Origin of the sequence: Streptomyces sp. NPDC002138 (assembly GCF_040296485.1) — a bacterium.
In the GTDB taxonomy this organism is placed as follows: domain Bacteria; phylum Actinomycetota; class Actinomycetes; order Streptomycetales; family Streptomycetaceae; genus Streptomyces.
Window position 1 is genome coordinate 50,764 of record NZ_JBEOXE010000041.1, and the last position, 25,336, is coordinate 76,099.

Genomic DNA, 25,336 nt, shown 5'->3' on the forward strand with positions numbered 1-25,336 from the left:
CGGTCAGGCCCGGCCGGCCTGGCTCGGCAGGGACTGCTGCTCGCGGAAGCGGCCGGGGGCCACGCCGACGCGGCGGCTGAACAGGCGGCTGAAGTAGGCCGCGTCCTCGTATCCGACCCGCCGGGCGACGCCGGCGACCGGCAGGTCGGTGCGGGCGAGGAGTTCCTTGGCCCGGCTCAGCCGGATCCCCAGCAGGTACTCCTTGACCCCCTCGCCGGTACTGCGCCGCACGGCCCCGCGCAGTGCGTACAGCGGCATCCCCAGGCGTGCGGCGTGCTCCGCCACCGAGATCGGCAGGAGCGCGCCGCGCGCGAGGGCGTCCATCACCGCGTCCCCGTGCCGGGAGACCTCGGCGCGGGCGTAGCGCAGGGCCACGAAGAGGCCGTGGACGGCGGCCGCGGCCTCGACGTCGAGCAGCGGTCCCCCGCGCCGGGCCGCGCGGACGATCCCGTCGACGATGTGGCGGACCTCGGCCGTCTCGGTCAGCGGGACCACCGGCCGGTCCGGGGTGATGTACCCGAGATCGGTGTAGGCCTCCACGCTGCGGCCCGCGAAGTCGACGAAGCTCTCGTCCCAGCCGATGGCGGGGTCGGGCCCGTAGTGGTGCACGACCCCGGGCATCAGCCACAGCAGCGCGGGCCCGACCACCCGCTGCGGGGGCCTGCCGCCGTGGCTGAACCAGCCCCGGCCGCTGGTGACGATCACCGCGACGTGGTGGTCGAGCACCCGCGGGCCGACGACGGGCAGGGCGCCCCGCTGCAGGCCGACGCCGAGGCAGACCAGACCGAGGCGGCGGTGGTTGGCGGTGGGCGCGAAGTACCGCATCCAGCTGCTGTAGGGCGGCGGACCGGTCGGCGTCTGCGTGGGGGCGGACATCTGCGGATTGTGATCCACGACCGTGCGCGCCCTCAAGGGGTCCGGTCCCGCCGACGGGCGCCCGGCGGGGTCAGGTGACGGTGATCGCGTCGAGTTTCGCGCGCAGGTAGTGGTGGGAGTCGACCGGTTCGTGGACCACCCGGCCGGTGGGGGCGGGCAGCGACTCGACCCGGGTGTGCGGGTCGCACTCGTAGAAGTAGACGAGGGAGACCAGCTCCTCGGCCGGTGCCTCGGCGGGCGGCGGCAGCACGCGGTGGCGGCCCGCGCGCCAGCGGTCCCCGGTCCAACGGGCCATCAGGTCACCGATGTTGACGGTCAGCGCGGCCGGGTCCCAGGGCGCGTCCTGCCAGCCGCCCGCGTCGGTGTGGATCTGCAGGCCGCCTGCTCCCCGCTCGCGGTCCAGGACGGTGACCGTGCCGAAGTCGGTGTGCGCGCCGATGCGGAACTGGCCGGGCAGGGGCGGTCCGACGCGGTCGGCGCCCGGGTACCAGTTGACGTTGAAGCCCCAGGTGGGGTGGCCGGTGTGGCGGGTGAAGAGGTCCTCGTCGGCGCCGAGGGCCACCGCGAGCAGCTCCAGCAGCTCGTCCGACAGGGCCCGCATCCGGGTGAGGTACTCCGTGACCAGGGTGCGCAGTTCGGGGACCTCGGCGGGCCAGACGTTGGGGCGGAACCACTCGGCGTCCACGGCGGCCCGGCCGGTGGGGTCCTCGGCCGCGCAGGACCAGGACTCCTTGAGGTCGGGCGGGGAGGCGGCGCCCTCGGCGTAGCTGTTGGCCTCCGCGCCCGGGCCGAGCCAGCCGCGGCCGCCGACGGCCACGGCGTACGGCTCCTTCACGGCGGCGGGCAGCAGGAAGAAGGCGCGGGCGGCCGCCCGGATCCGGGCGGGCAGGGCGGGGTCGATGCCGTGTCCGCGGACCAGCAGGAATCCGGCCTCCTGGAGGGCCTCGTCGACGCGGGCGGCGGTACGGGCCCGGGCGCCGGGGTCGCCGGAGCGCCAGGGCGGCAGATCGATCACGGGAACGGGCGAACGCGTCATGCACGGCCTGCTTTCCGGGCGGCGGCGTGACGCCGTCAGGACGGCGTCACGGGGGACGGCGGGTGCGGGTCCATGCTCGCAGCCCGTCCGCCGTCCAGGTGTTGACGACCCGCTCGGCCGGTACCCCGCATTCCACGGCCCGTTCGCAGCCGGTCGGCTGCCAGTCGAGCTGCCCCGGGGCGTGCGCGTCGGTGTCGATCGCGAACAGGGTGCCCGCGGCCACGGCCTGGCGCAGCAGTCTGCGGGGCGGGTCCAGCCGTTCCGGGCGGCTGTTGATCTCCACGGCGGTGCCGGCCTCGGCGCAGGCCGCGAAGACGGCGGCCGCGTCGAAGGTGGACTCGGGGCGGGTCCGCCCGGTGACCAGCCGCCCGGTGCAGTGGCCGAGGACGTCCACGAGGGGGTTCCGCACGGCCGCCAGGAGCCGGCGGGTCATGGCGGGCGATTCCATGCGGAGTTTGGAGTGCACGGAGGCGACGACGAGGTCGAGGGAGTCCAGCAGCTCCGGTTCCTGGTCGAGGGAGCCGTCGTCGAGGATGTCGCACTCGATTCCGGTGAGCATCCGGAACGGCGCCCAGGTGGCGTTGAGTTCGGCCACGACCTCCAGCTGTTCCCGCAGTCGCTCCGGGGAGAGGCCGCGGGCGACGGTCAGCCGCGGCGAGTGGTCGGTGAGGACCGCCCACGCGTGGCCGATGTCCCTCGCGGCCTGCCCCATGGCCTCGATGGGGCTGCCCCCGTCGGACCATTCGGAGTGCAGGTGGCAGTCGCCGCGCAGGGCCGCGCGCAGGGCGGCGGCCGCGGGGCTGGGCGGCGGTTCGCCCTCGGGGTGGGCGGCGACCTCGTCCTCCAGCCGCTGGAGGTAGCCGGGGACCGCCCCGGCGAGGGCCTCCTCGATGACCCGGGCGGTCTTGGGTCCGATGCCTTTGACGGACTCCAGGGTGCCCGCGGCGGCCCGCTCGGCCGTCTCGGCCGCTCCCATGGCGGTGATGGCCTCGGCGGCGCCGCGGAAGGCCCGTACCCGGTAGGTGGGGGCCTGGGCGCGCTCCAGCAGGAACGCGATCCGGCTCAGTGCCGCGACCGGGTCCATGCGCCACCTCCTGCCATCACCGCCGTGCGGGGGCCCGTACCCCCACAGTCTGGCAAGGGACGCCGGGTGGGGCACGCCGACCGCGCGTAGGCTGGACTGTGGACTCGGGGAGCGCTCCGCCCGAAGGCGGTGGATCATGACCGGACTGGTGCGCCGGAGTTTTGACTCCGCGGACGAGACGAGGCCGTTCGAGGACGGCAAGGGCAGGCTGGACCTGCTGGAGACCGAGGGTGGCCCGGTGGGCCGTGCCGTGTTCGAGCCCGGCTGGCGCTGGTCCGAGCACATCAAGCCGTTGGCGGGCACCGAGAGCTGCGAGGCGGCGCATACCGGATACATCGTGAGCGGCCGCATGAATATCGCCATGGACAGCGGGGAGAGCGCCGAGGTCGGCCCGGGCGACTTCATCCAGATCGCGCCCGGGCACGACGCCTGGGTGGTGGGCGAGGAGCCCTGTGTGGCCCTCGACTGGACCGGTTACGGAACCTACGCTCAGCCCAAGAGCGCGTAGACCGTCGAGGCGGTCGCCGAGGGTTCCGCGGCGCCGTCGGGGGTCAGGGTGACGTCCGCGAAGGCCATCCGCTTGCCGAGCTTGGTGACGCGGACGCTGATCAGTACGTCCACGCCCACCACCGGCCGCTGGAAGCTGGTGGACTGCTGGACGGTGGTCATCGGGCCGTAGCCGCCGCGGGCCGCGGAGATTCCGATGACGGTGGCGGTGTCGGCCGCGGCCATCAGGGCCTGCCCGCTCAGGCCGCCGCCGTCCCGGGCCAGGCGGTCCGACCAGGGCAGGCGCAGCACGGTGCGCTCCGGGCCGGTCTCCTGGACGACGAGTCCGAGGTCGAGCACCCAGGGGGCGAAGTTCTCGGCGAGGATCTTCTCGCCGTCCTCCGGGGTGAGGGACGGGGCGGGGGCCGGGGTGAGGGGAGTCTGTGTCACAGGGTGATTGTGGCGGCCGGTCACGGCCGCCACAACACCCCGGGTGAGCGGCGAACCGTCAGAGCCGCGCGGCGAGTTCGGTGCCCTGGCGGATGGCGCGCTTGGCGTCGAGCTCGGCGGCCACGTCGGCGCCGCCGATGAGGTGGGCGTCGATCCCGGCCGCGATCAGTTCGTCGAACAGGGCGCGGCGCGGCTCCTGTCCGGTGCACAGCACGACGGTGTCGGCGGGGACCAGGCGCTGTTCGCCGTCGACGGTGATGTGCAGGCCCTCGTCGTCGATGCGGTCGTAGGCGGCTCCGGCCACGGAGACGACGCCGCGGTGCTTCAGCTCCGCGCGGTGGATCCAGCCGGTGGTGGTGCCGAGCCCGGCGCCGACCTTGGTGGCCTTGCGCTGGAGCAGGTGGACCTGGCGCGGGGAGGCGGGGCGCGCGGCGGCGGTGAGCCCGCCGGGGCCGGTGTACGAGGTGTCGACGCCCCAGTGCCGGAAGTAGACCTCGGGGTCCTGGCTCGCGCCCTCGCCGCTGTCGGTGAGGTATTCGGCGACGTCGAAGCCGATGCCGCCCGCGCCGACGACGGCGACGCGCTCGCCGACCGGCGCCCCGTCGCGCAGGACGTCGAGGTAGCTGACGACCGAGGGGTGGTCCACGCCCTCTATGGCGGGGGTGCGGGGGGTGACCCCGGTGGCGACGACGACCTCGTCGTAGCCGGTCAGGGTGGCCACGTCGGCGGCGGTGTTCAGCCGGACGTCGACCGCGCGCTCCTCGAGCTGGGTGGCGAAGTAGCGGATGGTCTCCTCGAACTCCTCCTTGCCCGGGATGCGGCGGGCGATGTCGAGCTGGCCGCCGATGTGGCCGGAGGCCTCGTAGAGGGTGACGGCGTGGCCGCGTTCGGCGGCGGAGACGGCGCAGGCGAGGCCGGCCGGACCGGCGCCGACGACGGCGACGCGCTTCTTCGACCGGGTCGGCGAGAGGACCAGTTCGGTCTCGTGGCAGGCGCGCGGGTTGACCAGGCAGCTGGTGATCTTGCCGCTGAAGGTGTGGTCGAGGCAGGCCTGGTTGCAGCCGATGCAGGTGTTGATGGTCTCGGGGCGCCCGGCGGCGGCCTTGGCGACGAAGTCGGCGTCGGCGAGGAAGGGGCGGGCCAGCGAGACGAGGTCGGCGCGGCCGTCGGCGAGCAGTTCCTCGGCGATCTCCGGGGTGTTGATGCGGTTGCTGGTGACGAGCGGGACGGAGACGGCGCCCATCAGCCGCTTGGTGACCCAGGTGTAGGCGCCGCGCGGGACGGAGGTGGCGATGGTGGGGATGCGGGCCTCGTGCCAGCCGATGCCGGTGTTGATGATGGTGGCGCCGGCCGCCTCGATCTCCTTGGCGAGGTGGACGACCTCGTCGAGGGTGGAGCCGCCGGGGATCAGGTCCAGCATGGAGAGGCGGTAGATGAGGATGAAGTCCTCGCCGACGGCCGCGCGGGTGCGCCGGACGATCTCCAGCGGGAACCGCGTCCGGTTCTCGTACGCCCCGCCCCAGCGGTCGGTGCGCTTGTTGGTGGCGGCGGCGATGAACTCGTTGATCAGGTAGCCCTCGGAGCCCATGATCTCGACTCCGTCGTAGCCCGCGAGCTTGGCGAGGCGGGCGGCGCGGACGAAGTCCTCGACGGTGCGCTCGACCTCGACGTCGGTGAGGGCGTGGGGGACGAAGGGGCTGATGGGGGCCTGGAGGGCGCTGGGGGCGACCAGGTCCTTGTGGTAGGCGTACCGGCCGAAGTGGAGGATCTGCATCGCGATCTTCCCGCCTTCGGCGTGCACCGCGTCGGTGATCACCCGGTGCTCGGCGGCCTCCTCCTCGGTGGTGAGGCGGGCGCCGCCCTCGAAGGGGCGGCCGGCGTCGTTCGGGGCTATGCCACCGGTGACGATCAGGCCGGCGCCGCCGCGGGCGCGCTCGGCGTAGAAGGCGGCGAGGCGCTCGAAGCCGCGCTCGTGCTCCTCCAGGCCGGTGTGCATGGAGCCCATGATCACGCGGTTCGGCAGGGTGGTGAAGCCGAGGTCCAGCGGGGTCATCAGGTGCGGGTACTGGCTCATGCGGGGGCGCCTCCTCGCGCGGGGGTGATGCCCCCTGTTGTAGCGAGCCGCGGACCCTTTTGCAACTAGGTGCATAACCGGTGCGGGGCGGTCGCGGTCGCGCCGCCGGTGGGGGCTCTGGCCCCACGGGCGGGTGCTGTGGCGGACCTCACGCCGCACGCGGCCGGACCCCCGGCCCGTGTGGACGGGGGCCGGGGGTCCGGGCGGGGCGGCCGGCGCGGGCGGCGCCGCGGGGGCGTCAGGCGCGGCGCAGCCGCACCGTGAGGATCTGGAACGGGCGCAGGGCCAGGGCGACCGCCCCGCCCGCGCCGGGCCCGGTGACCGCCGCGGTGACGGGCAGCGGGCGCTCCAGCAGGTCGCTCTCGACCGCGGCCGTGACGGCGAAGCCCGGGGTCAGGGTGGCGCTCGCGCGGCCGCCGCGGGACTCGTAGAGGCGGACGATCACGTCGCCGCTGCGGTCCTCGGCCAGCTTGACCGCCTCGACGACCACCGCGTCGTCGTCCACCGCCACCAGCGGGGCGACCGGGGCCGCGCCCGTGCGGGTCCGCTCGGGCAGGTTCAGCCAGTGCCCCTCGCGCACGGCGTCCCCGACCGTCGCGCCCGGGGCGAGCGAGAAGCGCAGCGTGTGGGCGCCCTGATCGGTCTCCGGGTCGGGGTAGCGGGGGGCGCGCAGCAGGGACAGCCGGACCGTGGTCGTCTGGCCGCCGTCCGCGCGCACGTCGCGGGTCACGTCGTGGCCGTAGGTGGAGTCGTTGAGGACCGCGACGCCCCAGCCGGGCTCCTCCGCGTGGATCCAGCGGTGCGCGCAGATCTCGAACTTCGCCGCCTCCCAGGAGGTGTTGGTGTGGGTGGCCCGGTAGACGTGCCCGAACTGGGTCTCGGAGGCGGTGCGTTCGGCCTTCACGTCCAGCGGGAAGGCGGCCTTGAGGAACTTCTCCGTCTCGTGCCAGTCCACCTCGGTGACGATGTCGAGCGTTTTGGCCCCGGCCCGCAGGGTCAGGGACTGGACCGCCTTCGACGCGCCGAAGGAGCGCGTGACACGGACCGTCGCGGCCCGCGGAGCGCGCTCGTAGACCTCCAGGGAGTCCAGCCCGACGAGGTCGGTGACGTTGTTGCGGTAGAACGCGTCGATGTCCCAGGCGTCCCACATGTTGGGGAAGTCGGGGTGGATCTGGAGCAGGTTCGCGGCCGCGCCCGGCGCCACCGACTCGCGGCCCGCCTCCAGGTCGTACGCCGACACGACCAGCCCGCGGCCGTCGACGGCGACCCGCAGCCGCCCGTTGTCGAGGACGTGGCCGCCCCCGTCCCGGTCCCGGACGGTGACGGGAGCCGCGGCCCCGGCGGCCGGACCGGCCGCGTCGACCGGACCCGCGCCGCCGGCCGGGACGCCGTGGCGGGCGTGCGGGGCGCAGTTGAAGACCAGCTCGGTGTCCCCCCGGCCGGCCAGGGCGCTCTGGGCCAGGGTGGTGATCGCCTCCAGCTCCGACCGCAGCCGCGCGTAGGTCTCGCGGGCCTCGCGGTGCACCCAGGCGATGGAGGAGCCGGGCAGGATGTCGTGGAACTGGTGGAGCAGCACCACCTTCCAGATCCGCTCCAGGTCCGCGTGGGGGTAGTCGTATCCGGGGACCCGGACGGCGGCGGTGGCGGCCCACAGCTCGGCCTCGCGCAGCAGGGATTCGCTGCGCCGGTTGCCCTGCTTGGTCTTGGCCTGCGAGGTGTAGGTGCCGCGGTGCAGTTCCAGGTACAGCTCTCCGGCCCAGACGGGCGCGTCCGGGTACTCGGTGTGCGCCTTCTCGAAGAACGCGTCGGGGCGCTCGATCTCCACGCGCGGGGAGCCTTCGAGGTCCCGCTGCCGCGCGGCGCGGGCCAGCTGCTCGCGCGTCGGGCCACCGCCGCCGTCGCCCCACCCGAAGGGGGCCAGCGAGCGCGAACCCCGCCCCTTCTCCCGGTAGTTGCGGGCGGCATGGGCCAGCTGCTCGCCGCCGAGGTCGCTGTTGTAGGTGTCGACGGGCGGGAAGTGCGTGAAGACGCGGGTGCCGTCGATGCCCTCCCACCAGAAGGTGTGGTGGGGGAACTTGTTCACCTGGGACCAGGAGATCTTCTGGGTCAGGAACCAGGTGGAGCCGGAGAGCTTGACGATCTGCGGCATCGCGGCGGTGTAGCCGAAGGAGTCGGGCAGCCAGACGTTCTTGGTCTCGATGCCGAACTCGTCGAGGAAGAACTTCTTGCCGTAGAGGAACTGGCGGGCCATGGCCTCGCCGCCGACCATGTTGGTGTCGGACTCCACCCACATGCCGCCGACCGGCACGAACTGCCCGTCCGCGATCTTCTTCTTGATCCGCTCGAACAGCTCGGGCCGGTAGGTCTTGATCCAGTCGAGCTGCTGGGCCTGGGACATCGCGAAGAGGAATTCGGGGTGCTCGTCCATCAGGCCGAGCATGTTGGACGTGGTCCGGGAGACCTTGCGGACGGTCTCGCGCAGCGGCCACAGCCACGCCGAGTCGATGTGCGCGTGCCCGACCGCGCTGATCCGGTGCGCCGAGGCGTGGGCGGGCTTCGCGAGGACCCCGGCGAGCCGCTCGCGGGCGGCGGCCGCGCTGCCGGGGACGTCGGTGAGGTCCACCGCGTCCAGCGCGGAGTCGATGGCCCGCAGGATCTCGTACCGGCGGGCGTCCCCTTCGGAGAGCTGCACCATCAGGTCGTGGAGGACCTCCAGGTCCTGTACGAGGTCCCACACCTCGGTCTCGAAGACGGTGAGGTCCATCCGGGCCAGCCGGTAGAGCGGCTGGTCGCCGCTGGTCCGCCGGTCGCCCTCGTACGTGACGGCGTGGTCGACCAGGACCGGGTTGGAGGCGGCCTCGACGTACCACTCGACGCACTCGCCGCCCTCGGCGCGGTCGGCGACGCGCACCCAGTCGTTGTACGGGTTGAGCGCCTTGACCTCGGCGCCGTCCGCCGTGTGGACCAGGCCCTCGCACTGGAACCCGGGCATCATCCGGTCGAAGCCGAGGTCGAGCACGGCCTCGACGGTACGTCCCGCCCACTCGGCCGGGACGGTGCCGGTCAGCCGGAACCAGGTGGTGCCCCAGGCCGGCCCCCACGCGTCACCGACCGCGCAGGGCTCGTACGTCGCGGCCAGGCCCTCGGCCGCGGGGACGGGCTCGCCGGGGGCTTCCCAGCGCTCCACGGTCAGCGGGACGGCGAGGGAGTGGACTGCGGGCTTGATGCGCTCCTTGAGGACACGGCGGAGGCGGTGTTCGGTGATGCTGCGGTCGTCGTGCATGACGGCTGCTCCAGGAGGGGGTGGCGGGTACGGAGGGGCGCGGCGCCGGAACGCCGCTCAGGTCTTGACGGCTCCCTCGCCGACGCCCTTGAAGAAGAAGCGCTGCAGGGCGAAGAAGAGGAGCATCATCGGGACGAGCGCGGCCATCGCACCGGCCGCGATGATCCGCTGGTCGTTGACGGTGGTGGCGCCGGCCAGGCTCTTCAGACCGAGTTGCAGGGTGTAGTGGTCGCTGTCGGTGAGGACCAGCAGGGGCCACAGGAAGTCGTCCCAGGCGCCCATGAAGCTGGTGATGCAGACGACGGCGAGCGCGCCCTTGGCGGCCGGGAGGAAGATCCGGGTGAAGCGGGTCCATTCGTTGGCCCCGTCCAGGACGGCGGCTTCCTCGATCTCCTTGGGCACGGAGAGGAACGACGCCCGCATGATCATGATGTTGAGGACGGATACCGCGCCGGGGAGCCAGACCCCGATGAGGGTGTCCACCAGGCCCATCTCACGGACCGTGAGGAACATCGAGATCATCACGGACTCGAAGGGGAACATCAAGGTCGCCACGAGGACCGTGAAGACGGCCTTGCGGCCCTTCCAGCCGGCCCGGGAGAGGGCGTAGCCACCCATCGCCGAGAACAGCATGTTCGAGACGATCGCGAGGACCGCCACGGTCAGCGTGTTGCCGACGTACTGCAGGAGCGGGAAGGACTCCGCGACCCGGGCGTAGTTGTCGAGCGTGGGCTGCGAGGGCAGGACGCCGTCGTAGACGTTCTCGGTGCGGCCGCGGATGGAGGTCAGGAACTGCCAGACGATCGGCCCGAGCATGACGACGAGCATCAGGGTCAGCGTCAGGTAGCGGGCGGCCAGGCCGAGCAGATGGCGCGCGCGGTCGGCCCCGACGCGCTTGACGGGCTTGAGGCGTTTGACGGGCTTGACGCGTTTGCTGGGCTTGACGCGTTTGACGGGCCCGGTGCCGAGGGAGTCCAGGGTGCTCAACTCTCGTCTCCCTTCGAGAGACGGCGGCCCAGCAGGCTGAAGACCAGCGTCAGGAGGAACAGCAGGAGGGAGATGGCGGCCGCGTATCCGGTCTCACCGGAGAAGCCGAGGCCGACCTGCCGGATGAGGAAGGGCAGGGTCCGGGCGCCGCCGCCGGGGCCGCCGCTCTCGCCGCCGAGGATGTAGATCTCGGTGAAGACGCGCAGGGCGGAGATCGCGGACAGCGTGCCCACCAGCATCATCATGGGCTTCACCTGGGGGACGGTGATGCTGAAGAAGCGCCGGACCGGTCCCGCGCCGTCGATCGCGGCGGCCTCGTAGAGGGAGCTGGAGACGTTCCCGAGGGCCGCCAGGTAGAAGACCATGTAGTAGCCGAGGCCCTTCCACACGGTCACGATCATCGCGGAGAAGAGCAGCATCCCGCTGTCGGTCAGGAACGGCACCGGCTCGGTGATGACACCGATCTTCTGGAACACCGTGTTGACCAGGCCGTCGCTGCGCAGCACCCACTGCCAGATCAGGCCGACGACCACGGCCGAGGCGATCACCGGGGTGTAGAAGGCCGAGCGGAAGAACCCGATGCCGGGGATCTTCGCCTGGACCAGGACGGCGAGCGCCAGCGGCATGAGGACCAGGCACGGGACGACGACCACCAGGTACAGCACGCTGTTGCCGGTGGCGACCCAGAAGTCGGGGTCCCCGAAGGCCCGGGTGTAGTTGTCGAAGCCGACGAATCCGCCGCCGCGCAGGATCTGGGCGTCCGTGAAGGACAGGATCACCGTGTTGACGAAGGGCCAGAGGCTGAACAGCGTGACCATGACCAGGCCCGGGGCGAGGAAGAGGTACGGGGTCCACCACCTGCGGTGGCGCAGCCCCGCGTCGGCGTCGAGGTCCCGCCGCGCCTTCCTGAGGAGCCGCTTCGACGGCTCGGGGAGCCGGCGCGCCGGTTCGGAGAGCCCGCCCGGCTCCACGGGCAGCGCGGTCATTTCTGCGCCGACTTGGCGAGCAGCCGGTTGGCCTCCTCCTGCGCCTTCTTCACCGCGGTACGGGCGTCCTGCTCGCCGTTGATCGCCTTCTGCACCTCGCGCACCACCGCGTCACCGACCTGGTTGGTCCACTGGACGGGGGTGTTGGCGTCGAGCTGGGCGGTCTTCAGGGACTCGGCGCCGATCGCGCGGGCCGTCGTCTCGGCGTCCTTGCCGTCGCCCCGGTCGGCGAAGTACGGGTCGGCGAGGCCCTTCGCGTTGGACGGGTAGATGGTGGCGTTCTTCGAGAAGGCGACCTGGTTGGGCCCGTTGGTGACCCACTTGGCGAACTCGGTCGCCGCGTCCAGGTGCTTGGTGTCCTTCTTGATGCCGAGGGACTGGGCGTAGATGCCGATGTGGCCGAGGGTGCCGGTCACCGTGCCCGCGACCTCGGTGTGCGCGTACACCTGCGGGGAGTTCTGCTTGACGTCCTTGATGAAGCCCGGGGAGCCGGGGCCGAAGACGAGCTTGCCCGCGCCGTACAGCTGGCTGATGTCGTCCGACTTCAGCAGGGACTCCTTGGGCATCGCGCCCTTGGCGTACAGGTCCTTCATCCGCTCGACCCAGGCGACGGCCTTGTCGGTGTCGAAGACGAAGCCGTCCTGCTTCGCGTTGAGGATCGGGATGCCCATCTTCTGCCAGTCCCCGGGGAGGCGGCCCTTGGGGTCGGCCATGAAGGCGGCGTACCGGCCGCCCGACGTGGCGGCGATCCGCTCGGCGTAGTCGAAGAACTGCTCGACGGTGGTGGGTGGCTTCGCCGGGTCGAGGCCGGACGTGACGAACAGGTCCTTGTTGTACGTGAGGATCTCGGGGGTCACATACCACGGGTAGGCGTACACGCCGTCGCCCTTGCCGGGGAGCTTGAACTGCTCCCAGGCGCCCGGCACGTAGTCCTTCGCCACCTCGCCGTCGAGCTTCGCCACGTCGGCGAGCATCCCGCGGTCGCCGAGGAGCTGGAAGGAGTCGGTGGACAGGTTCACCACGTCCGGGAGCGCCCCGGCCTGGGCGTCGGCGACGAGCTTCTCGTTGTAGCCGTCGCCCGGGACGTCCTCCCACTTCACCTTGACGTCCGGGTACTTCTGCTGGAAGGCGTCGATGACGCCCTGGACGTATCCCGTGAACTTCGGCTTCAACTGGAGGGTCCGGAAGGTGATCTCGCCGGACACCTTGCCCGTCTTCTCCGCCTCCTTCACGTCCGCACCGCCGCTCAGGCCGCATGCGGAGAGGGTGCCGGCCACGAGCAGGGCAAGGGCCACGCGGGTCAGGTTCGAACGGGTCATCGTCGCCACCTTCGGGGAGTTCCGGCCTCGCTGCCGGAAGGCGATGCCCACGGTCGTCCGAAATGCAGATCGCGTCAATGTGCCCAAGGTCCCGAAGACCACGCGGCCATACGTCCCGAATCACGGCGGGCATGCTCCATACAGCCCGACACCCCCCTCAATCAATAGGGCTTTGACCTGGACTGATGCGCTTTAGTTGGCACACACCTCACGGTGGTATCGATTCGATAACGAAGCTGTCGCGCCGTCAAGATCGGGGCCCTTCCCGGCACTTTGGGAAAGATTGCACTAATGCGCTTTACCAAGAACCCCGCAAAACCGCTTTACCCGCACGGGCCGAGCGAGCCCGCGCCACTGTGCGTCACAGGTCCCCGGGGTCGGTGTTCGCCCCGCACAGGACGACGGCCACCCGCTCGCCCGGCGCGGTGGGCAGCGTCCGCAGGGCCGCGAGCGCGGTCGCCGCGCCCGCCTCGACCACGATCCGGTGCTCCTCCCACAGCGCCCGGCGGGCGGCGGTGATGCCCGCGTCGGGGACGAGGACCGAGGTGACGCCCTCGTGCCGGGCCGCGGCCAGCGCGGCCTCCGAGACCCGGGTGGCGCCCAGCGAGTCGGCGGCCACCGAGTCCACCGGTACGTCGACCACGTGACCCGCCGTCAGGGCCGCGTTCAGCGCGCGGCAGTTCTCGGGTTCAGCCGCGATCACCCGTACGCCGTGCTCGCGCGCGGCGGTGGCGATCCCGGCGAAGAGCCCGCCGCCGCCGACCGCGACGACCACCGCGTCCAGGCCCGGCAGAGCCGCCCGGATCTCGTCGAGCAGGGTGCCCGCGCCCGCCGCGATGAGCGGGTGGTCGTAGGCGTGGCTGCTCAGCGCACCGGTAGCCGCCGCGAACTCCCGGCAGGCGGCCAGGGCTTCGGCGTACCGGTCCCCGACCAGGCGGACCTCGGCCCCGTACCCGCGCAGCCGCTCGACCTTGACGCGGGGGGCCGTCTCCGGGAGGAAGACGGTCGCCGGGACGTCCTGGGCGCGGGCGGCCCACGCGCAGGCGAGGCCCGCGTTGCCGCCGGAGGCGATGGTCACGCCCGCCCGCGGCAGGGTGCCCGCCGCGCGGTGGGCGGCGAGGAAGTTGCGGGCGCCGCGCGCCTTGAAGGAGCCGGTGTGCTGGAGGTACTCCAGGGCGTACCAGACGCCGTCGGCCGCGGGGACGACCGCGGCGGGGCGCACGGCCCCGGCGATCCGGTCGGCGGCGGCCCGGACGGCGGCGTAGTCGAGCTGTGTTTCCATGCGGATGGTGCTCCGTTCAGGACTGGACCTGCGGGCGGGCGGGGTCGGCCGCCGCGATCAGCTGGCGCAGGGCGCCGTAGTACACCTCGTGGTCGGTGAGGGCGGGCAGTACGTCGGCCACCGCGCCGCTGAGCGCGGGGAAGCGGGCCGGGTCGAGCGCGGCCAGGGCGGCGCGGGAGGCCTGGGTGACCCCCGCGGGGTCGTGGTGGTCGACGAAGGCGGCGCTGCCGAGCGTCAGCAGGTACATCCGGCGGTAGCAGGTCATCGCCTCGGCGGCGCTCATGCCGGCGGCGACGCTCTGGGCGATGGCCGGCTCCACCAGCCGGGCCAGCAGCTGCCGGCCGAGCCAGGGGCGGCCGCCGCGCAGCACCAGCAGGCCGGGGTGCGCGATGAGCAGCTGGTAGAAGCGGGTGAAACGCAGCTCGGTGGCCTCGGCCCAGCCCACGGTGGCGGGCACCTCGGGCAGTTGGGACGCGAGGTGTTCGGTGCACAGGTCGAGGAGGCCCGCCAGGTCGTTGCAGCGGCGCTGGACGGTGGCGTGCGAGACGCCGAGCCGGTCGCCGAGTGCGCGGAAGCTGAGGGCCGCGGGCCCCTCGTCGTCGAGGATCCGCAGGGCGGCGACGGCGATGACTTCGGGGGTGGCACGGTCCAGGGCCATCGATCGTCTCGGCATGCGATACACCGTAACATACGTCGTATCGCACACCCGGACCCCGCACGCCCTCCCGTTCGACTGCGGCCATATTGCTGGTCATCGGGGCGCGGACATCGACTTATGTTGACAGCGGGTAGTCGCACCGCTGCACTGAGCGCACGACAGGTGCGACAGCGCCTGCCGGTACGCCCCACCTCAAGGAGTCTCCGTGCCGCCTCGCCTGCGTGCGTCGCTCCCCTGCCTCGTCACGGCCGCCCTGCTCGCGCTCCCGCTCACCTCCGTCCCCGCCGCGGCCGAGCCCGCCGCGGCCGAGCCCACCGCGACCTCGGCCACCCCGCTCGCGCTCACCCCGCCCATGGGCTGGAACAACTGGGCGCACTACATGTGCGCCATCGACGAGCGGACCGTCGTCGCCAACGCCGACGCCCTCGTCACGACCGGACTCGCCGCCAAGGGCTACGACACGGTCACCGTCGACGACTGCTGGATGACCAAGTCCCGGGACAAGAACGGCGCCCTGGTCGCCGACCGGGCCAAGTTCCCGCACGGCATGGCCTGGCTCGGCGAGTACCTGCACGGCAAGGGCCTCAAATTCGGCATCTACGAGGACGCCGGGTACCTCACCTGCGAGCGCTATCCCGGCAGCGGTACGCCGAACGGCGGCGGCCGGGACCACTTCGCCCAGGACGCGAAGCTCTTCGCGTCCTGGAAGGTCGACTACGTGAAGATGGACGGCTGCAACCTCTACGTGCCGCCCGGCACGACGAAGGAGCAGGCCTACCGCGACGCATACGCGGCCGTCGCCCGCGCCCTGCGCGCCAGCGGCCGCGCGATGGTCCTCTCGGCCTCCGCCCCCGCCTACTTCCAGAAGGGCGAGTGGGGCAGCGCCGACTGGCACAAGGTGCTCGACTGGGTCGGCGAGAGCGGCCAGCTGTGGCGCGAGGGCAAGGACATCCAGGTCTACAAGCCCACCGCGCCGAACGCCTCGCGCTGGGCCTCGGTGCTGGGCAATTACGGCTACAACCGCTGGCTGACCCGCTACGCGAGCCCCGGCAACTGGAACGACCCGGACTTCCTGCTCGCCGGGGCGCCCGGCATCACCGACACGGAGGCCCGCAGCCAGGTGGCCCTGTGGGCGATGATGGCGGCGCCGTTCATCCTCTCCTCGGACGTCTCGGCCCTGACCGCGGGCGGGCTCGAAGCGCTCGGCAACGACCGGCTGATCGAGCTGGACCAGGACCCGATGGGCCGTCAGGGCTCCGTCGTCTCCTCCAGCGAGACCTTCGACGTCCTGGTACGGCCGCTGCAGAACGGGGACCGCGCCGTGGCGGTGCTGAACCGCTCGGGCGGCGCGCGGAACGTGGAGCTGCCGCTCGCCGACCTCGGGCTGAGCGGATGCGCGGTCAGCGCGCACGACCTGTGGTCGGGTGCGCGGGAAGAGGTCGCGCACACGCTGAGCACCACGGTGGACGCGCACGGCACCGCGATCTGGCGGCTCACGCCGGGGTCCGGCTCCGGCTGCGCGGAGCCGGTGCCCACCGGTCAGATCACGGGCGACGGCGCCCGCTGCATGGACGGCGTCAGCACGGCGGGCGTGGGCGCGGTCGTCATGTCGCCCTGCACGGGCGGCGACGACCAGCGGTGGGTGCTGGGCCAGGACGCGACCCTGCGGTTGGCGGGCAGGTGCCTGACCGCGGGCCGGGCCGACCAGCCGGTGGAGCTGGCCGCCTGCCCGGCGGGGGAGGTCGAGACGACGGCGCGCAGCGACCGGCACTGGATGGCGCAGCACGACGGCTCGCTGGTCGAGAGCGGCACCGGGCTCTGCCTCCAGGCGCCGGGGGCGGGCGACGCCACCGGGCGGCTGCGGCTGGCCAGCTGCGGCGACCACCGGATCGACCAGACCTGGGCGCTGCCGGTCTGACGCGGCCGGTCTGACGCGGCCCGCCTGACGGAAGGGCAGGTTCCCACCGGCCCTCGGGTACACCACCGGGCGGGCCGGTGATCACCTCATACGGTGATCGTCACCCTCCCGTGGGAATCTCGGAACCCGTGCGAGGGAGAGGACCGGATCCGGTTGGCCACGCGAGCCGCCGCCCGATTCACTGGCCCGGAAACGAAGAGGGGCGGTCGTCGGCGACATCCGGCGGCCGCCCCTTGTGACGCCCGTGCATCCCTCGCCACAGGAGTGAACCGACCATGTCCGAGACCGAGCAGGAGCGGCCGCGGCAGACCGATCCGGCCGCCGACGGGGCCCCCAAGCCCGCCGCGGCCCTGGAACTGCTGACCTTCCTCGCCGCCGGAGTCGCCGATCTGGCGCTCGACCAGTTACGTCAGTCCAGCGAGCGGGCCCAGGACGTGATGCGGCGCTCCGATCTGCGCGAACTTCTCACCGACGGCGTCGTCGAGCTGCGCAAGCGCGGTGAGCTGGCCACGCAGCGGGCGACGGGGGGCTCCGAGAACTACCTGGAGACCATGGCCCGCCGGGCCGCCGAGCGGGCCGGTCACCCCCGTGCATGACCACACCGGGTTCAAGGAGCGCATCGACGAGGTCCTGATCCGCCTCGCCGACGACGAAGAGGCCGCGCTCCTCGGGCTCCACGTCGAACTCTCGCCGCTCTCCGAGCAGTTGCGCCGCTCGCTGGCCCGGGGGAAGCGGATCCGCGCCGCGTTCCTCTACTGGGGGTGGCGGGCGGCGGGGCAGCCGGACTGCGAGGGCGTGATCCGGGCGGCGGCCGCGATGGAGCTGGTGCACGCGGCGGCCTGCACCCACGACGACATCATCGACGACAGCCGGATGAGGCACGGCCAGCTCACCGCGCACGCCGCCTTCGCGGCCGCCGGGCAGCGCGCCACCGCCCTCGCGATGATCCTCGGTGACCTCCTGATGGGGTACGCGGGGCACGTGTTCACCTCCTGCGGGCTCCCCGGCGCCTACCTCGCCCGCACCGGGCCGCTCTGGTCCACCCTGCTGCGCGAGACGATGGCGGGCGAATTCCTGGAAGTGCTGCGCACCGACGCGCCCGCGCGCCCGCTCCAGGTCGCCGAATCCCTGGAGGTGGCCCGGTACAAGACCGCCAAGTACACCGTGGAGCGGCCCCTGCACCTGGGCGCCACCCTCGGCGGCGGCTCCCGGGCCCTGATGGACGCCTTCTCCGCCTACGGACTCCCCCTCGGCGAGGCCTTCCAGCTCCGCGACGACCTGCTCGGCACCTTCGGCGACCCGGCCGAGACCGGCAAGTCCAACCTGGACGACCTGCGCGACGCCAAGCCCACCGCGCTGCTCGCCCACACCGCGGCGGCGGTCGACGAGGACGACCGCAGGCTGCTCGCCAAGCTGGTCGGCAATCCCGGCCTGGGCGAGGAAGAGGCGGCGACGGTACGGGAGTTGATGGAGCGCTCCGGCGCACGGCAGCGGGTCGAATCGATGATCGGCGAGCGCATCGCCCGGGCCACGGGCGCGCTGGACGCCGTACCGATGCCGCCCGAGGCCCGGTCGGCGCTGCGCGAACTGGCCGACACGGCGGCGCGGCGGTCGATCTGACGCCCGGGCCCGCCCCCGGGCCGCCCGGACCGCCGCCACCCCCGCACGCCTCCCCACGTACAGGAAAGACAAGGGACTGAAGTGAACGCGAACACCACCGCCCCACCCCGCGCCCGTTACGACGACTCCGTGCTCGACGCCCTGCGCGAGCAGGGGGATCCGCTCGCCGACGAGACCGTCGCCGCGATGTTCGAGCGCCGGGAGGTGGGCGACCTCAACACCCTGATGCGGTTCTTCTCCACCACCGGGGACAAGCTCCCGGAGAAGCTGCCGGCCGCGGCCGCCGCGTACTTCGAGGCGACCGCCATGCCCCCCAGCTGGGTGGACTGGGACGTCATGGAGCAGGCCCGGCTCTTCTTCATGGACAACGCGGCCCACATCAACACCGGTCTGTCCTTCTCGGCGATGCCCGCGACCTACGCCATTCCCCGGCTGTCCCGGCTGCTCTCCTCGACGCACTCGCTGTCGTACCCCTCGCGGCGGATGGCGAACACGGGGCAGTTCGTCACCTACCTCATGCAGACCAACTCCTTCGCCGAGGGCAGCAAGTTCATCCCCGCCGCCCAGAAGGTGCGGCTGCTGCACGCGGCGGTCCGCCACCACCTGCGCAGCGGCGGCCACTGGGACGTCGCCCGGGACGGAATGCCCATCTGCCAGGAGGACATGATCGGGGGTCAGATCTGCTTCTCGATCCTGGTCCTCGACGCCATGCACCGGCTCGGGGTGCACATGAGCGAGGAGGGCGCCGACGCCTACTTCTACGCCTGGCGGGTCGTGGCGTACATGCTGGGCTGCGACATGTCGGCCGTGCCGGACAACCTGACCGAGGCCCGCGCCTACTGCGACCTGTACCTGCTGCGCAATCTCGGCCCCTCCCCCGAGGGCGTCGCGCTCAACGCCCAGCTGATGCGGATGTACGAGGACGTGGTCCCGGGCACCTTCTTCGACCCGATGGTGCCCGCCACCATCCGGTTCCTGGTCGGGGACACCATCGCCGACTGGCTGGAGATCCCGCGCAGCGGCTGGGACACGGCGGCGAAGGCCGTACCCGTCGTCCTCGGACTGCTGGAGACCATCGAGGACAGCAGCCCGTACGCCGAGTGGGCGCTGGACAAGGCGGGCTCCCTGCTCGCCGGATTCGAGCTGACCACGCTGACCCGGGGCCGGGTCATGCACCACGCGATCCCGGCGGAGCTGAAGTCCGAATTCGACGTGAAGCCGCCGCGCACGGGCCGCTGGGTGCCGCCGCCGCCGACCGCCGTGGGCCTGTAGGTCCTCCGCATCCGGCGGGTGGAGCGCCCGGTCCGGTGGCAGGATCGCCCTGTGGAAGACGTGCTGCGCGCCGGGGACGCCCTGTCCGTCCTGCTCGGCCGGGTCGCCGAGGGTGACGAGGCCGCCTTCGAGTCGGTCTACGAGGCCGTGAGCGGGGCGGTCCTCGGCCTGGCGCGCGCGGTGCTGCGCGACCGGGCCCAGGCCGAGGAAGTGGCCCAGGAGGTGCTGGTCGAGGTGTGGCGCACCGCCGACCGCTACCGCGGCGAGCGGGGCAGCGCGATGGCCTGGGTGCTGACGATGGCGCACCGCCGGGCCGTGGACCGGGTCCGCTCCGCGCAGGCCGCCGCCGACCGGGAGCGCCGCGCGGCCCGGCTGGAGTCCGCGCTGCCCGCCTTCGACGAGGTCAGCGAGGCGGTGGAGGACCGGCTGGAGCGGGAGCGGGTGCGCCGCTGCCTGGCCGCGCTCACCGAGCTCCAGCGCCAGTCGGTCGCCCTGGCCTACTACCGCGGCCTCACCTGCCGCGAGGTGTCCGAGGCGTTGTCCGTCCCCTTGGGTACCGTCAAGACACGGCTGCGCGACGGACTGCTGCGGCTGCGGGGCTGCCTGGGGGTGAGCGGGGCATGAGCACGGACGAGAGCGCCCACGACGCCGCGTACGGGGACGTGCACGGGGCGACCGGTGCGTACGTCCTGCACGCGCTGGACGCGCCCGAGCGCGCGGCGTTCGAGGCGCACCTGGAGACCTGCCCGGCCTGTGCCCGGGAGGTCCGGGAGCTGTCCGGGACGGCGGCGGAGCTCGCCCGCGCGGTGGCGGTGACCCCGCCGCCGGAGCTGCGCGAGGCGGTGCTGCGGCGGATCCGGGCCGAGTCCGCGCCGGTGCGCCCCGCCCCGCCCGTACCCACCACCGCGCCGGTACCGGCCCCCGCGCCCCGGGCCGCGCACCGCCGGGCTCCCGCGCCCTGGACCCGGTGGGCGCTGGCGGCGTGCCTCGCGGCGGCGGCCGGGCTCGGCGGGCTCGCGCTGTGGCAGTACCAGCGGGCCGACACCGCGCGGGAGGCGGCGCGGACCGCCGAGGCCGGGGCGGCCGAGCTGGCCGGGGTGCTGTCCGCGCCGGACGCGCGGCTGGCCACCGGCCGGCTGACGCCCGGCGGCGCCACCGGCACGGTGGTGGTCTCCCGGGACCGGGACCGGGCCGTCTTCGTGACCACCGGCATGGCGGCCCCGCCCGCGGGACGGGTCTACCAGCTGTGGTTCGCCGATCCGGCGGGGTCGATGCGCCCGGCGGGCCTGATGGACCCTGGCCGCCCCGATGCCCCGGCCCTGCTGGCCGGTCCGGTGGGCGCGGCCACGGGGATCGGTGTCACCCTGGAACCGGCGGGCGGTTCGCCCGCCCCGACCTCGTCGCCGCTGATGGTGCTGGCCTTCCCGGCCGCCTGAGCGGGCGCCCGGAGGGTGCGCCGTCGGCCCGGCGCGGGAGCGGAAGCGGGACGCGCGCCGCGCGGGGGCGTTCCCCGTGTGCGCAGCGGACCGAACCGGGCGGCTGGTGGCTCCGAATGACCCGTGTGAAGGCGGTCGGTACGCGACGGCGACGCGTCTTCGGCGCCCTCAGCGGTGTGGTCGCCGGATGCGCGGGGCTGTGCCTGTCGGAACTGGCCGCGGTGGCCGTCCGGCCCGAAGCGGGCCCGGTCACCGCGGTCGGGGGCGCGCTGATCGACCGTACGCCGGTGGCCGTCAAGGACTGGGCGGTCCGCCAGTTCGGCACCGCGGACAAGCTGGTGCTGACGCTGGGGGTGGTCGCCGTGCTGGCGGTGGTGGCCGCCGCGGCCGGGGTGATCGCGCTGCGGCGGCGCTCAGCCGGGGCCGCCGTCGTCCTGGTCTTCGCCGCCGTCGGAGCGGTGGCCGCGCTGAGCCGTCCCGAGGCGACCGGCTGGGACGCGCTGCCCTCCCTGGTCGGCGGGGCGGGCGCGGCGGCGGTGCTGTACCGGCTGACCGGGGTGCTGACCAGCCGGCCCCCGCGAGCGCGGGTGGGCGGGGCCGGGCGCGGCACGCGGTCCGGCACGCGGTCCGGCGCGGGGTCCGGCCCGGGGCCGGGCCCGGACGGGGGTCTGGACCGGCGGGGCTTCGGGCGGGCGGTCGCGGTCACGCTGGCCCTGTCGGCCGTGGCCGGGTACGCGGGCCGGAGGCTGACCGCCTACGGCTCGGCCGGCGCGACGGCCTCCCGGGCCGGGCTGCGGCTGCCGCCGCCCGCCGAGCCGGCGCCGCCCGTCCCGGCGGGCGCCGACGTACGCGTGCCCGGGGTGTCGGCTTTCATCACGCCCGTGGACGGCTTCTACCGGGTGGACACCGCCCTGGTCGTCCCGCGCATCGACGCGGACACCTGGCGGCTCGACCTGCACGGCGACGGGGTCACCAGGCCGCTCACCCTCGGCCTGCGGGAGCTGCTCGCGCGCCCGCTGGTCGAGCACGACATCACCCTCACCTGCGTGTCCAACGAGGTCGGCGGCCCGTACGCGGGCAATGCCCGCTGGCTCGGGGTGCGCCTCGCCGACCTGCTCCGCGAGGCCGGGGTGCGCCCGCCGTCCCGGGGCGGCCGGGCCGACCAGCTGGTGGCCCGTTCCGTGGACGGGATGACGCTCGGCACCCCCGTCGAGACCGTCATGGACGGCCGGGAGGCGCTGCTGGCCGTCGGGATGAACGGCGGGCCGCTCCCCTTCCGGCACGGGTTCCCGGTGCGGATGGTCGTACCGGGTCTGTACGGCTACGTCTCGGCCTGCAAGTGGCTGCGCGAGCTGCGGCTGACCACCTTCGACGCGTACGACGCGTACTGGGTGCGCCGCTCCTGGGCGGCCCGGGCGCCGGTCAAGACCCAGTCGCGCATCGACACCCCGCGCCCCTCCGCCGAGCCGCGCGCGGGGCTGGTGCCGGTGGCCGGGGTGGCGTGGGCGCAGCACCGGGGCATCGCGCGGGTGGAGGTCCGGGTCGACGGCGGGGCGTGGCGGGAGGCCCGGCTCGGGGCCGAGGACGGCACCGACACCTGGCGCGCGTGGGTGTGGCCGTGGGAGGCCACCGCGGGCCGGCACACCCTGGAGGTCCGCGCGACGGACCGCACGGGCGCGGTCCAGCCCGGGGAACGCACCCCGACCGTCCCGGACGGGGCGACCGGGTGGCACGCGGTGGAGGTGCGCGTGCGTGCCGCGTGAACGCGCCGGACCCGGTCCCCCGGCGCCCGCTCCCGGTCGGCCGGGACGGCCCGCGCGCCCTGCCGCGCCGGGGGGCCGGGCCCGTCGTAAATTGGCCGGACCGGCGCGTCACGCACGTCAGGAGCCGATGCCGTGGAGCTGACCAGCACCTCGTTCCTCGTCACGCTGATCGTCGTGACGGCGCTCGCCATGCTGGCCGCCCTGCTCCTGTGGAACCGGATCCCCGGCCCCGGCTGGGTGCGGTGGCCCGCCCGGGCGCTGATGCTGGGCCTGTGCCAGCTGACGGCCATCTGCGTCGTGGCCACCTGGATCAACGGCAGCTACGGGCTCTACGCCTCCTGGGACGACCTCCTCGGCACCGAGAACGGCCAGAACGCCTCCGCGATGACCGGGCCGCCGCCCGGGCGCGCCAAGTTCACCCGGGGCGGGGACGGAACCCTGAGCACCTACTTCCGGGGCAGCCACTCCAAGCTGGCCGGGCAGGTGATCGTGTGGACTCCTCCGGAGTACGACGCCCCGGGCGCGGAGAAGACCCGTTTCCCGGTGCTGACGCTGCTGCACGGGTACCCGGGGTCGCCCCGGTCCTGGGTCGAGCTGGGGTCCATGCCGGGCGCCCTGGAGGAGCTGGTCGGGCTCGGCGCGGCGCATCCGTTCATCCTGGTCATGCCGGAGATCTATCCGGGCGGTGTGAACACGGACTGCAGTGACGTGCCGGGGCGCAAGGTGGCCACCTGGCTGGCGGACGACGTCCCGGCGCTGGTCGCGCGCAACTTCCGTACCCTGCCCGAGCCCCGGGGGTGGGGTCTGATGGGCATCTCGACCGGTGCGTTCTGCGCGGCGAAGCTGCCGTTGCAGTACCCGAAGGTGTTCGCCGCGGGCGCGGCGCTGGACCCGGATCCGCTGACCGGGGATCCGGGGGTGCTCGCGGACCCCGGCCTGCGGGAGCGCAACAGCCCGATGTGGCTCGTCCGGCACGCCGGGAAGGCGGACGTCGGCCTGTTCCTGGCCACCTCCGCCCAGGACAAGGACAGCCCGCCGCAGCAGCTGGACGCCTTCGCCAAGGCGGCGGCGGGCACCGGCATCCGCGTCAAGACCCTCGTCCGCCCGGCGGGCGGCCACAACTTCCAGACCTGGTCCGGGATGTACCCGGACGCCCTGGGCTGGCTGAGCACGGAGATCGCCCCACCGGGCGGCGGCTGACCCGCCGGAACGCCTCCGTCAGCCGTCCGTGGAGCGCGGGCGGTCGGCGCCGGGGCGGACGGGGAGGGTCTCGACGCTGTTCCCTATGAAGCTGCGCTGGTGCGGGAGTTCCGGTTCGGGGACGGCGAGGGTGAGGTCGGGGAAGCGGGTGAAGAGGCGTTCCAGGGCGATCGTGGCCTCCATGCGGGCGAGCGGGGCGCCGACGCAGAAGTGGGCGCCGTGGCCGAAGGAGAGGTTGCGGGCGCCGTCCCGGGTGAGTTCGAAGCGGGCCGCGTCGGGGCCGTACGCGCGCTCGTCGCGGCCCGCCGCCGTGTAGCCGGCCAGGACCGGGGTGCCCGCGGGGATCACCGTGGTGCCGAGGGTGAGGTCGCGGGTGGGGTAGCGGAACGGGAACCAGCTGACGGGCCCGTCCCAGCGCAGGGTCTCGTCCACCACGTCCGACCAGGTGGCCTCCCCGGTCCGGACCAGGGCCAGTTGGTCGGGGTGGGTGCACAGGGCGCGTACCGCGTTGGAGATCAGGTTGAGGGTGGTCTCGTGGCCCGCCACGAGCATCAGCCGCATGGTGCCGATGAGTTCGGCCTCGCTGAGCCGGTCGCCGTCCGCCGCGCGGGTGGCGATCAGGGCGCTGGTGAGGTCGTCGCCGGGGCGCTCGGTACGGGCGGCGGCGATCGCGCCCAACAGCTCGACGAGTTCGCGTACGGCGGCCAGCGCCTCCGCCGGGGGGATGTCGGTGGCGATGATCACCTTGTGGGACAGCTCGTGCAGTCGGCCCCGGTGTTCCGGGTCCACGCCGAGCAGTTCGCAGATGACCGCCATCGGGAGCGGCAGGGCGAAGTGCCGGCGCAGGTCGGCCACGCCGTCCGGGTCCGCGGCAGCGGCCCGGCCGAGGTCGTCGAGCAGTTCGGCGGTCAGGGCCTCGACCCCGGGCCGCAGCCGCTCCACCTGGCGGGCGCCGAAGGCGTTGCCGACGAGCGAGCGCAGCCTGCGGTGGTCCTCGTCGTCGGCGGTGTGCATGCCCTGGGCGTTGGCGAAGGCCCGCAGGGGCCAGTCCGGGGCGATCCGGCCCTCCCGCAGGTCCGCGAAGTGCCGTGCGTCCTTGGCGACATCGGGGTGCGCGAGGAATTCCTTGAGCTCCTCGTGGCCGAGTACGACGGCACCCGGGACGCCGCCGGGAAGGATCACCTCCGCCACCGGGCCCTGGGCGAGCAGCCGGGCGTTGAGGGCGTGGGGGCAGCCTCCGGCCGGGTCGACGGTGAGGGGGGACGCTGGGGGCTGGGGCGTGTTCAAACCGGCTCTCCTGACCATGGGGACGAATCCCGGCCAACAGTGGGGGTTGGGGGGCGGGTTGTTCAAGTCCGCCCCGCGTCCGGCCCGCGACCGGCCGGAATTCGGCCTCAGAACCAGTTGACGGTGAGGGGGAAGGTGGCGGTGGCGGTGGTGGGGGTGGTGTCGCTCGCGGTGACGGTGATCCGCGTGGTGCCGCTGCTCCAGGGTTTGCCGGTGATGCGGCCGGTGGTGGTGTCGAGGGTGAGGCCGAAGGGGAGGCCGGTGGCGCTCCAGCGGAGGGGGGCGTGGCCGCCGGTGGCGGTCAGCCGGAGGGTGCAGG

At 73.5% G+C, this 25,336-nt stretch carries 22 protein-coding genes; 9 read left to right on the plus strand and 13 right to left on the minus strand.

The window, feature by feature from the left end; genetic code table 11:
- Positions 1-3 precede the first annotated feature (3 nt).
- The 3 genes from ABT084_RS25035 to ABT084_RS25045 form a co-directional block, all read right to left on the minus strand.
- Positions 4-876, minus strand: a complete 873-nt coding sequence (locus ABT084_RS25035) for a helix-turn-helix domain-containing protein (RefSeq protein WP_351047956.1) — start codon at positions 874-876, stop codon at positions 4-6.
- A gap of 70 nt (positions 877-946) precedes the next feature.
- Positions 947-1,912 (minus strand): isopenicillin N synthase family dioxygenase, encoded by a 966-nt coding sequence (locus ABT084_RS25040; protein WP_351047959.1) that lies wholly within the window; start codon positions 1,910-1,912, stop codon positions 947-949.
- Between the two features lie 46 nt (positions 1,913-1,958).
- Positions 1,959-2,996 (minus strand): PHP domain-containing protein, encoded by a 1,038-nt coding sequence (locus ABT084_RS25045; RefSeq protein WP_351047961.1) that lies wholly within the window; start codon positions 2,994-2,996, stop codon positions 1,959-1,961.
- 136 nt (positions 2,997-3,132) lie between these two features.
- Between ABT084_RS25045 and ABT084_RS25050 the strand changes: the two genes are divergently transcribed.
- Positions 3,133-3,504 (plus strand): cupin domain-containing protein, encoded by a 372-nt coding sequence (locus ABT084_RS25050; protein ID WP_351047964.1) that lies wholly within the window; start codon positions 3,133-3,135, stop codon positions 3,502-3,504.
- Here the strand turns inward: ABT084_RS25050 and ABT084_RS25055 are convergent.
- From ABT084_RS25055 to ABT084_RS25090, 8 genes are all read right to left on the minus strand, one after another.
- On the minus strand, positions 3,486-3,932 hold the full coding sequence (locus ABT084_RS25055; protein ID WP_351047967.1) for a PaaI family thioesterase: 447 nt from the start codon (positions 3,930-3,932) through the stop codon (positions 3,486-3,488). The genes ABT084_RS25050 and ABT084_RS25055 overlap by 19 nt on opposite strands.
- 58 nt (positions 3,933-3,990) lie before the next feature.
- Positions 3,991-6,006: an oxidoreductase gene (locus ABT084_RS25060; RefSeq protein ID WP_351047970.1), complete on the minus strand. Its 2,016-nt coding sequence runs from the start codon at positions 6,004-6,006 to the stop codon at positions 3,991-3,993.
- Positions 6,007-6,244: 238 nt separating this feature from the next.
- The gene (locus ABT084_RS25065) at positions 6,245-9,289 is read right to left on the minus strand and encodes an alpha-mannosidase (protein WP_351047973.1); all 3,045 of its coding nucleotides are present in this window, start codon (positions 9,287-9,289) and stop codon (positions 6,245-6,247) included.
- A gap of 57 nt (positions 9,290-9,346) precedes the next feature.
- On the minus strand, positions 9,347-10,276 hold the full coding sequence (locus tag ABT084_RS25070; protein WP_351047975.1) for a carbohydrate ABC transporter permease: 930 nt from the start codon (positions 10,274-10,276) through the stop codon (positions 9,347-9,349).
- Positions 10,273-11,262 carry a carbohydrate ABC transporter permease gene (locus ABT084_RS25075; protein WP_351047977.1) on the minus strand — a complete coding sequence of 330 codons (990 nt, stop codon included), beginning with the start codon at positions 11,260-11,262 and terminating at the stop codon, positions 10,273-10,275. The genes ABT084_RS25070 and ABT084_RS25075 overlap by 4 nt, the downstream gene beginning before the upstream one ends.
- Positions 11,259-12,581 (minus strand): ABC transporter substrate-binding protein, encoded by a 1,323-nt coding sequence (locus tag ABT084_RS25080; RefSeq protein WP_351047980.1) that lies wholly within the window; start codon positions 12,579-12,581, stop codon positions 11,259-11,261. Before ABT084_RS25080 ends, ABT084_RS25075 begins: the two co-directional genes overlap by 4 nt.
- 361 nt (positions 12,582-12,942) lie before the next feature.
- Complete coding sequence (locus ABT084_RS25085; RefSeq protein WP_351047982.1) at positions 12,943-13,863, minus strand: serine/threonine dehydratase; 921 nt, start codon at positions 13,861-13,863, stop codon at positions 12,943-12,945.
- A gap of 16 nt (positions 13,864-13,879) precedes the next feature.
- Positions 13,880-14,536, minus strand: coding sequence for a TetR/AcrR family transcriptional regulator C-terminal domain-containing protein (locus ABT084_RS25090; protein ID WP_351047985.1), 657 nt, complete (start codon positions 14,534-14,536; stop codon positions 13,880-13,882).
- 190 nt (positions 14,537-14,726) lie between these two features.
- Here ABT084_RS25090 and ABT084_RS25095 point away from each other — a divergent pair, with 190 nt between their 5' ends.
- The 8 genes from ABT084_RS25095 (at position 14,727) to ABT084_RS25130 (ending at position 23,730) form a co-directional block, all read left to right on the plus strand.
- The gene (locus ABT084_RS25095) at positions 14,727-16,439 is read left to right on the plus strand and encodes a ricin-type beta-trefoil lectin domain protein (protein WP_351047987.1); all 1,713 of its coding nucleotides are present in this window, start codon (positions 14,727-14,729) and stop codon (positions 16,437-16,439) included.
- A gap of 275 nt (positions 16,440-16,714) precedes the next feature.
- A complete protein-coding gene (locus ABT084_RS25100; protein ID WP_351047989.1) occupies positions 16,715-17,035 on the plus strand; it encodes a hypothetical protein in 321 nt (106 codons plus the stop codon).
- Entirely contained in the window at positions 17,028-18,059 is a 1,032-nt protein-coding gene (locus ABT084_RS25105) for a polyprenyl synthetase family protein (RefSeq protein ID WP_351047992.1), read from the plus strand. Before ABT084_RS25100 ends, ABT084_RS25105 begins: the two co-directional genes overlap by 8 nt.
- Before the next feature lie 81 nt (positions 18,060-18,140).
- A complete protein-coding gene (locus tag ABT084_RS25110) occupies positions 18,141-19,331 on the plus strand; it encodes an oxygenase MpaB family protein (RefSeq protein ID WP_351047995.1) in 1,191 nt (396 codons plus the stop codon).
- Positions 19,332-19,382: 51 nt separating this feature from the next.
- Positions 19,383-19,955 carry an ECF RNA polymerase sigma factor SigK gene (sigK, locus tag ABT084_RS25115; protein ID WP_351047997.1) on the plus strand — a complete coding sequence of 191 codons (573 nt, stop codon included), beginning with the start codon at positions 19,383-19,385 and terminating at the stop codon, positions 19,953-19,955.
- Positions 19,952-20,767 (plus strand): anti-sigma factor, encoded by an 816-nt coding sequence (locus ABT084_RS25120; RefSeq protein ID WP_351048000.1) that lies wholly within the window; start codon positions 19,952-19,954, stop codon positions 20,765-20,767. The genes sigK and ABT084_RS25120 overlap by 4 nt, the downstream gene beginning before the upstream one ends.
- A gap of 116 nt (positions 20,768-20,883) precedes the next feature.
- Entirely contained in the window at positions 20,884-22,530 is a 1,647-nt protein-coding gene (locus ABT084_RS25125) for a molybdopterin-dependent oxidoreductase (RefSeq protein WP_351048002.1), read from the plus strand.
- Positions 22,531-22,662: 132 nt separating this feature from the next.
- A complete protein-coding gene (locus ABT084_RS25130; RefSeq protein WP_351048005.1) occupies positions 22,663-23,730 on the plus strand; it encodes an alpha/beta hydrolase in 1,068 nt (355 codons plus the stop codon).
- Between the two features lie 18 nt (positions 23,731-23,748).
- Here ABT084_RS25130 and ABT084_RS25135 read toward each other — a convergent pair whose 3' ends face one another.
- Positions 23,749-25,035: a cytochrome P450 family protein gene (locus tag ABT084_RS25135; RefSeq protein WP_502969143.1), complete on the minus strand. Its 1,287-nt coding sequence runs from the start codon at positions 25,033-25,035 to the stop codon at positions 23,749-23,751.
- 89 nt (positions 25,036-25,124) lie between these two features.
- Positions 25,125-25,336 (minus strand): putative Ig domain-containing protein (locus tag ABT084_RS25140; RefSeq protein ID WP_351048011.1); only part of this gene is annotated, 212 nt, incomplete at its 5' end.

Bases quoted from the DNA above. Each gene is read 5' to 3' on its own strand.
- ABT084_RS25080 (WP_351047980.1), bottom strand. From the start codon at position 12,581: ATGACCCGTTCGAACCTGACCCGCGTGGCCCTTGCCCTGCTCGTGGCC.
- ABT084_RS25125 (WP_351048002.1), top strand. From the start codon at position 20,884: ATGACCCGTGTGAAGGCGGTCGGTACGCGACGGCGACGCGTCTTCGGC.
- ABT084_RS25120 (WP_351048000.1), top strand. From the start codon at position 19,952: ATGAGCACGGACGAGAGCGCCCACGACGCCGCGTACGGGGACGTGCAC.
- ABT084_RS25035 (WP_351047956.1), bottom strand. From the start codon at position 876: ATGTCCGCCCCCACGCAGACGCCGACCGGTCCGCCGCCCTACAGCAGC.
- ABT084_RS25065 (WP_351047973.1), bottom strand. From the start codon at position 9,289: ATGCACGACGACCGCAGCATCACCGAACACCGCCTCCGCCGTGTCCTC.
- ABT084_RS25060 (WP_351047970.1), bottom strand. From the start codon at position 6,006: ATGAGCCAGTACCCGCACCTGATGACCCCGCTGGACCTCGGCTTCACC.
- ABT084_RS25045 (WP_351047961.1), bottom strand. From the start codon at position 2,996: ATGGACCCGGTCGCGGCACTGAGCCGGATCGCGTTCCTGCTGGAGCGC.
- ABT084_RS25040 (WP_351047959.1), bottom strand. From the start codon at position 1,912: ATGACGCGTTCGCCCGTTCCCGTGATCGATCTGCCGCCCTGGCGCTCC.
- ABT084_RS25075 (WP_351047977.1), bottom strand. From the start codon at position 11,262: ATGACCGCGCTGCCCGTGGAGCCGGGCGGGCTCTCCGAACCGGCGCGC.
- ABT084_RS25100 (WP_351047989.1), top strand. From the start codon at position 16,715: ATGTCCGAGACCGAGCAGGAGCGGCCGCGGCAGACCGATCCGGCCGCC.
- ABT084_RS25090 (WP_351047985.1), bottom strand. From the start codon at position 14,536: ATGCCGAGACGATCGATGGCCCTGGACCGTGCCACCCCCGAAGTCATC.
- ABT084_RS25050 (WP_351047964.1), top strand. From the start codon at position 3,133: ATGACCGGACTGGTGCGCCGGAGTTTTGACTCCGCGGACGAGACGAGG.
- ABT084_RS25085 (WP_351047982.1), bottom strand. From the start codon at position 13,863: ATGGAAACACAGCTCGACTACGCCGCCGTCCGGGCCGCCGCCGACCGG.
- ABT084_RS25135 (WP_502969143.1), bottom strand. From the start codon at position 25,035: ATGGTCAGGAGAGCCGGTTTGAACACGCCCCAGCCCCCAGCGTCCCCC.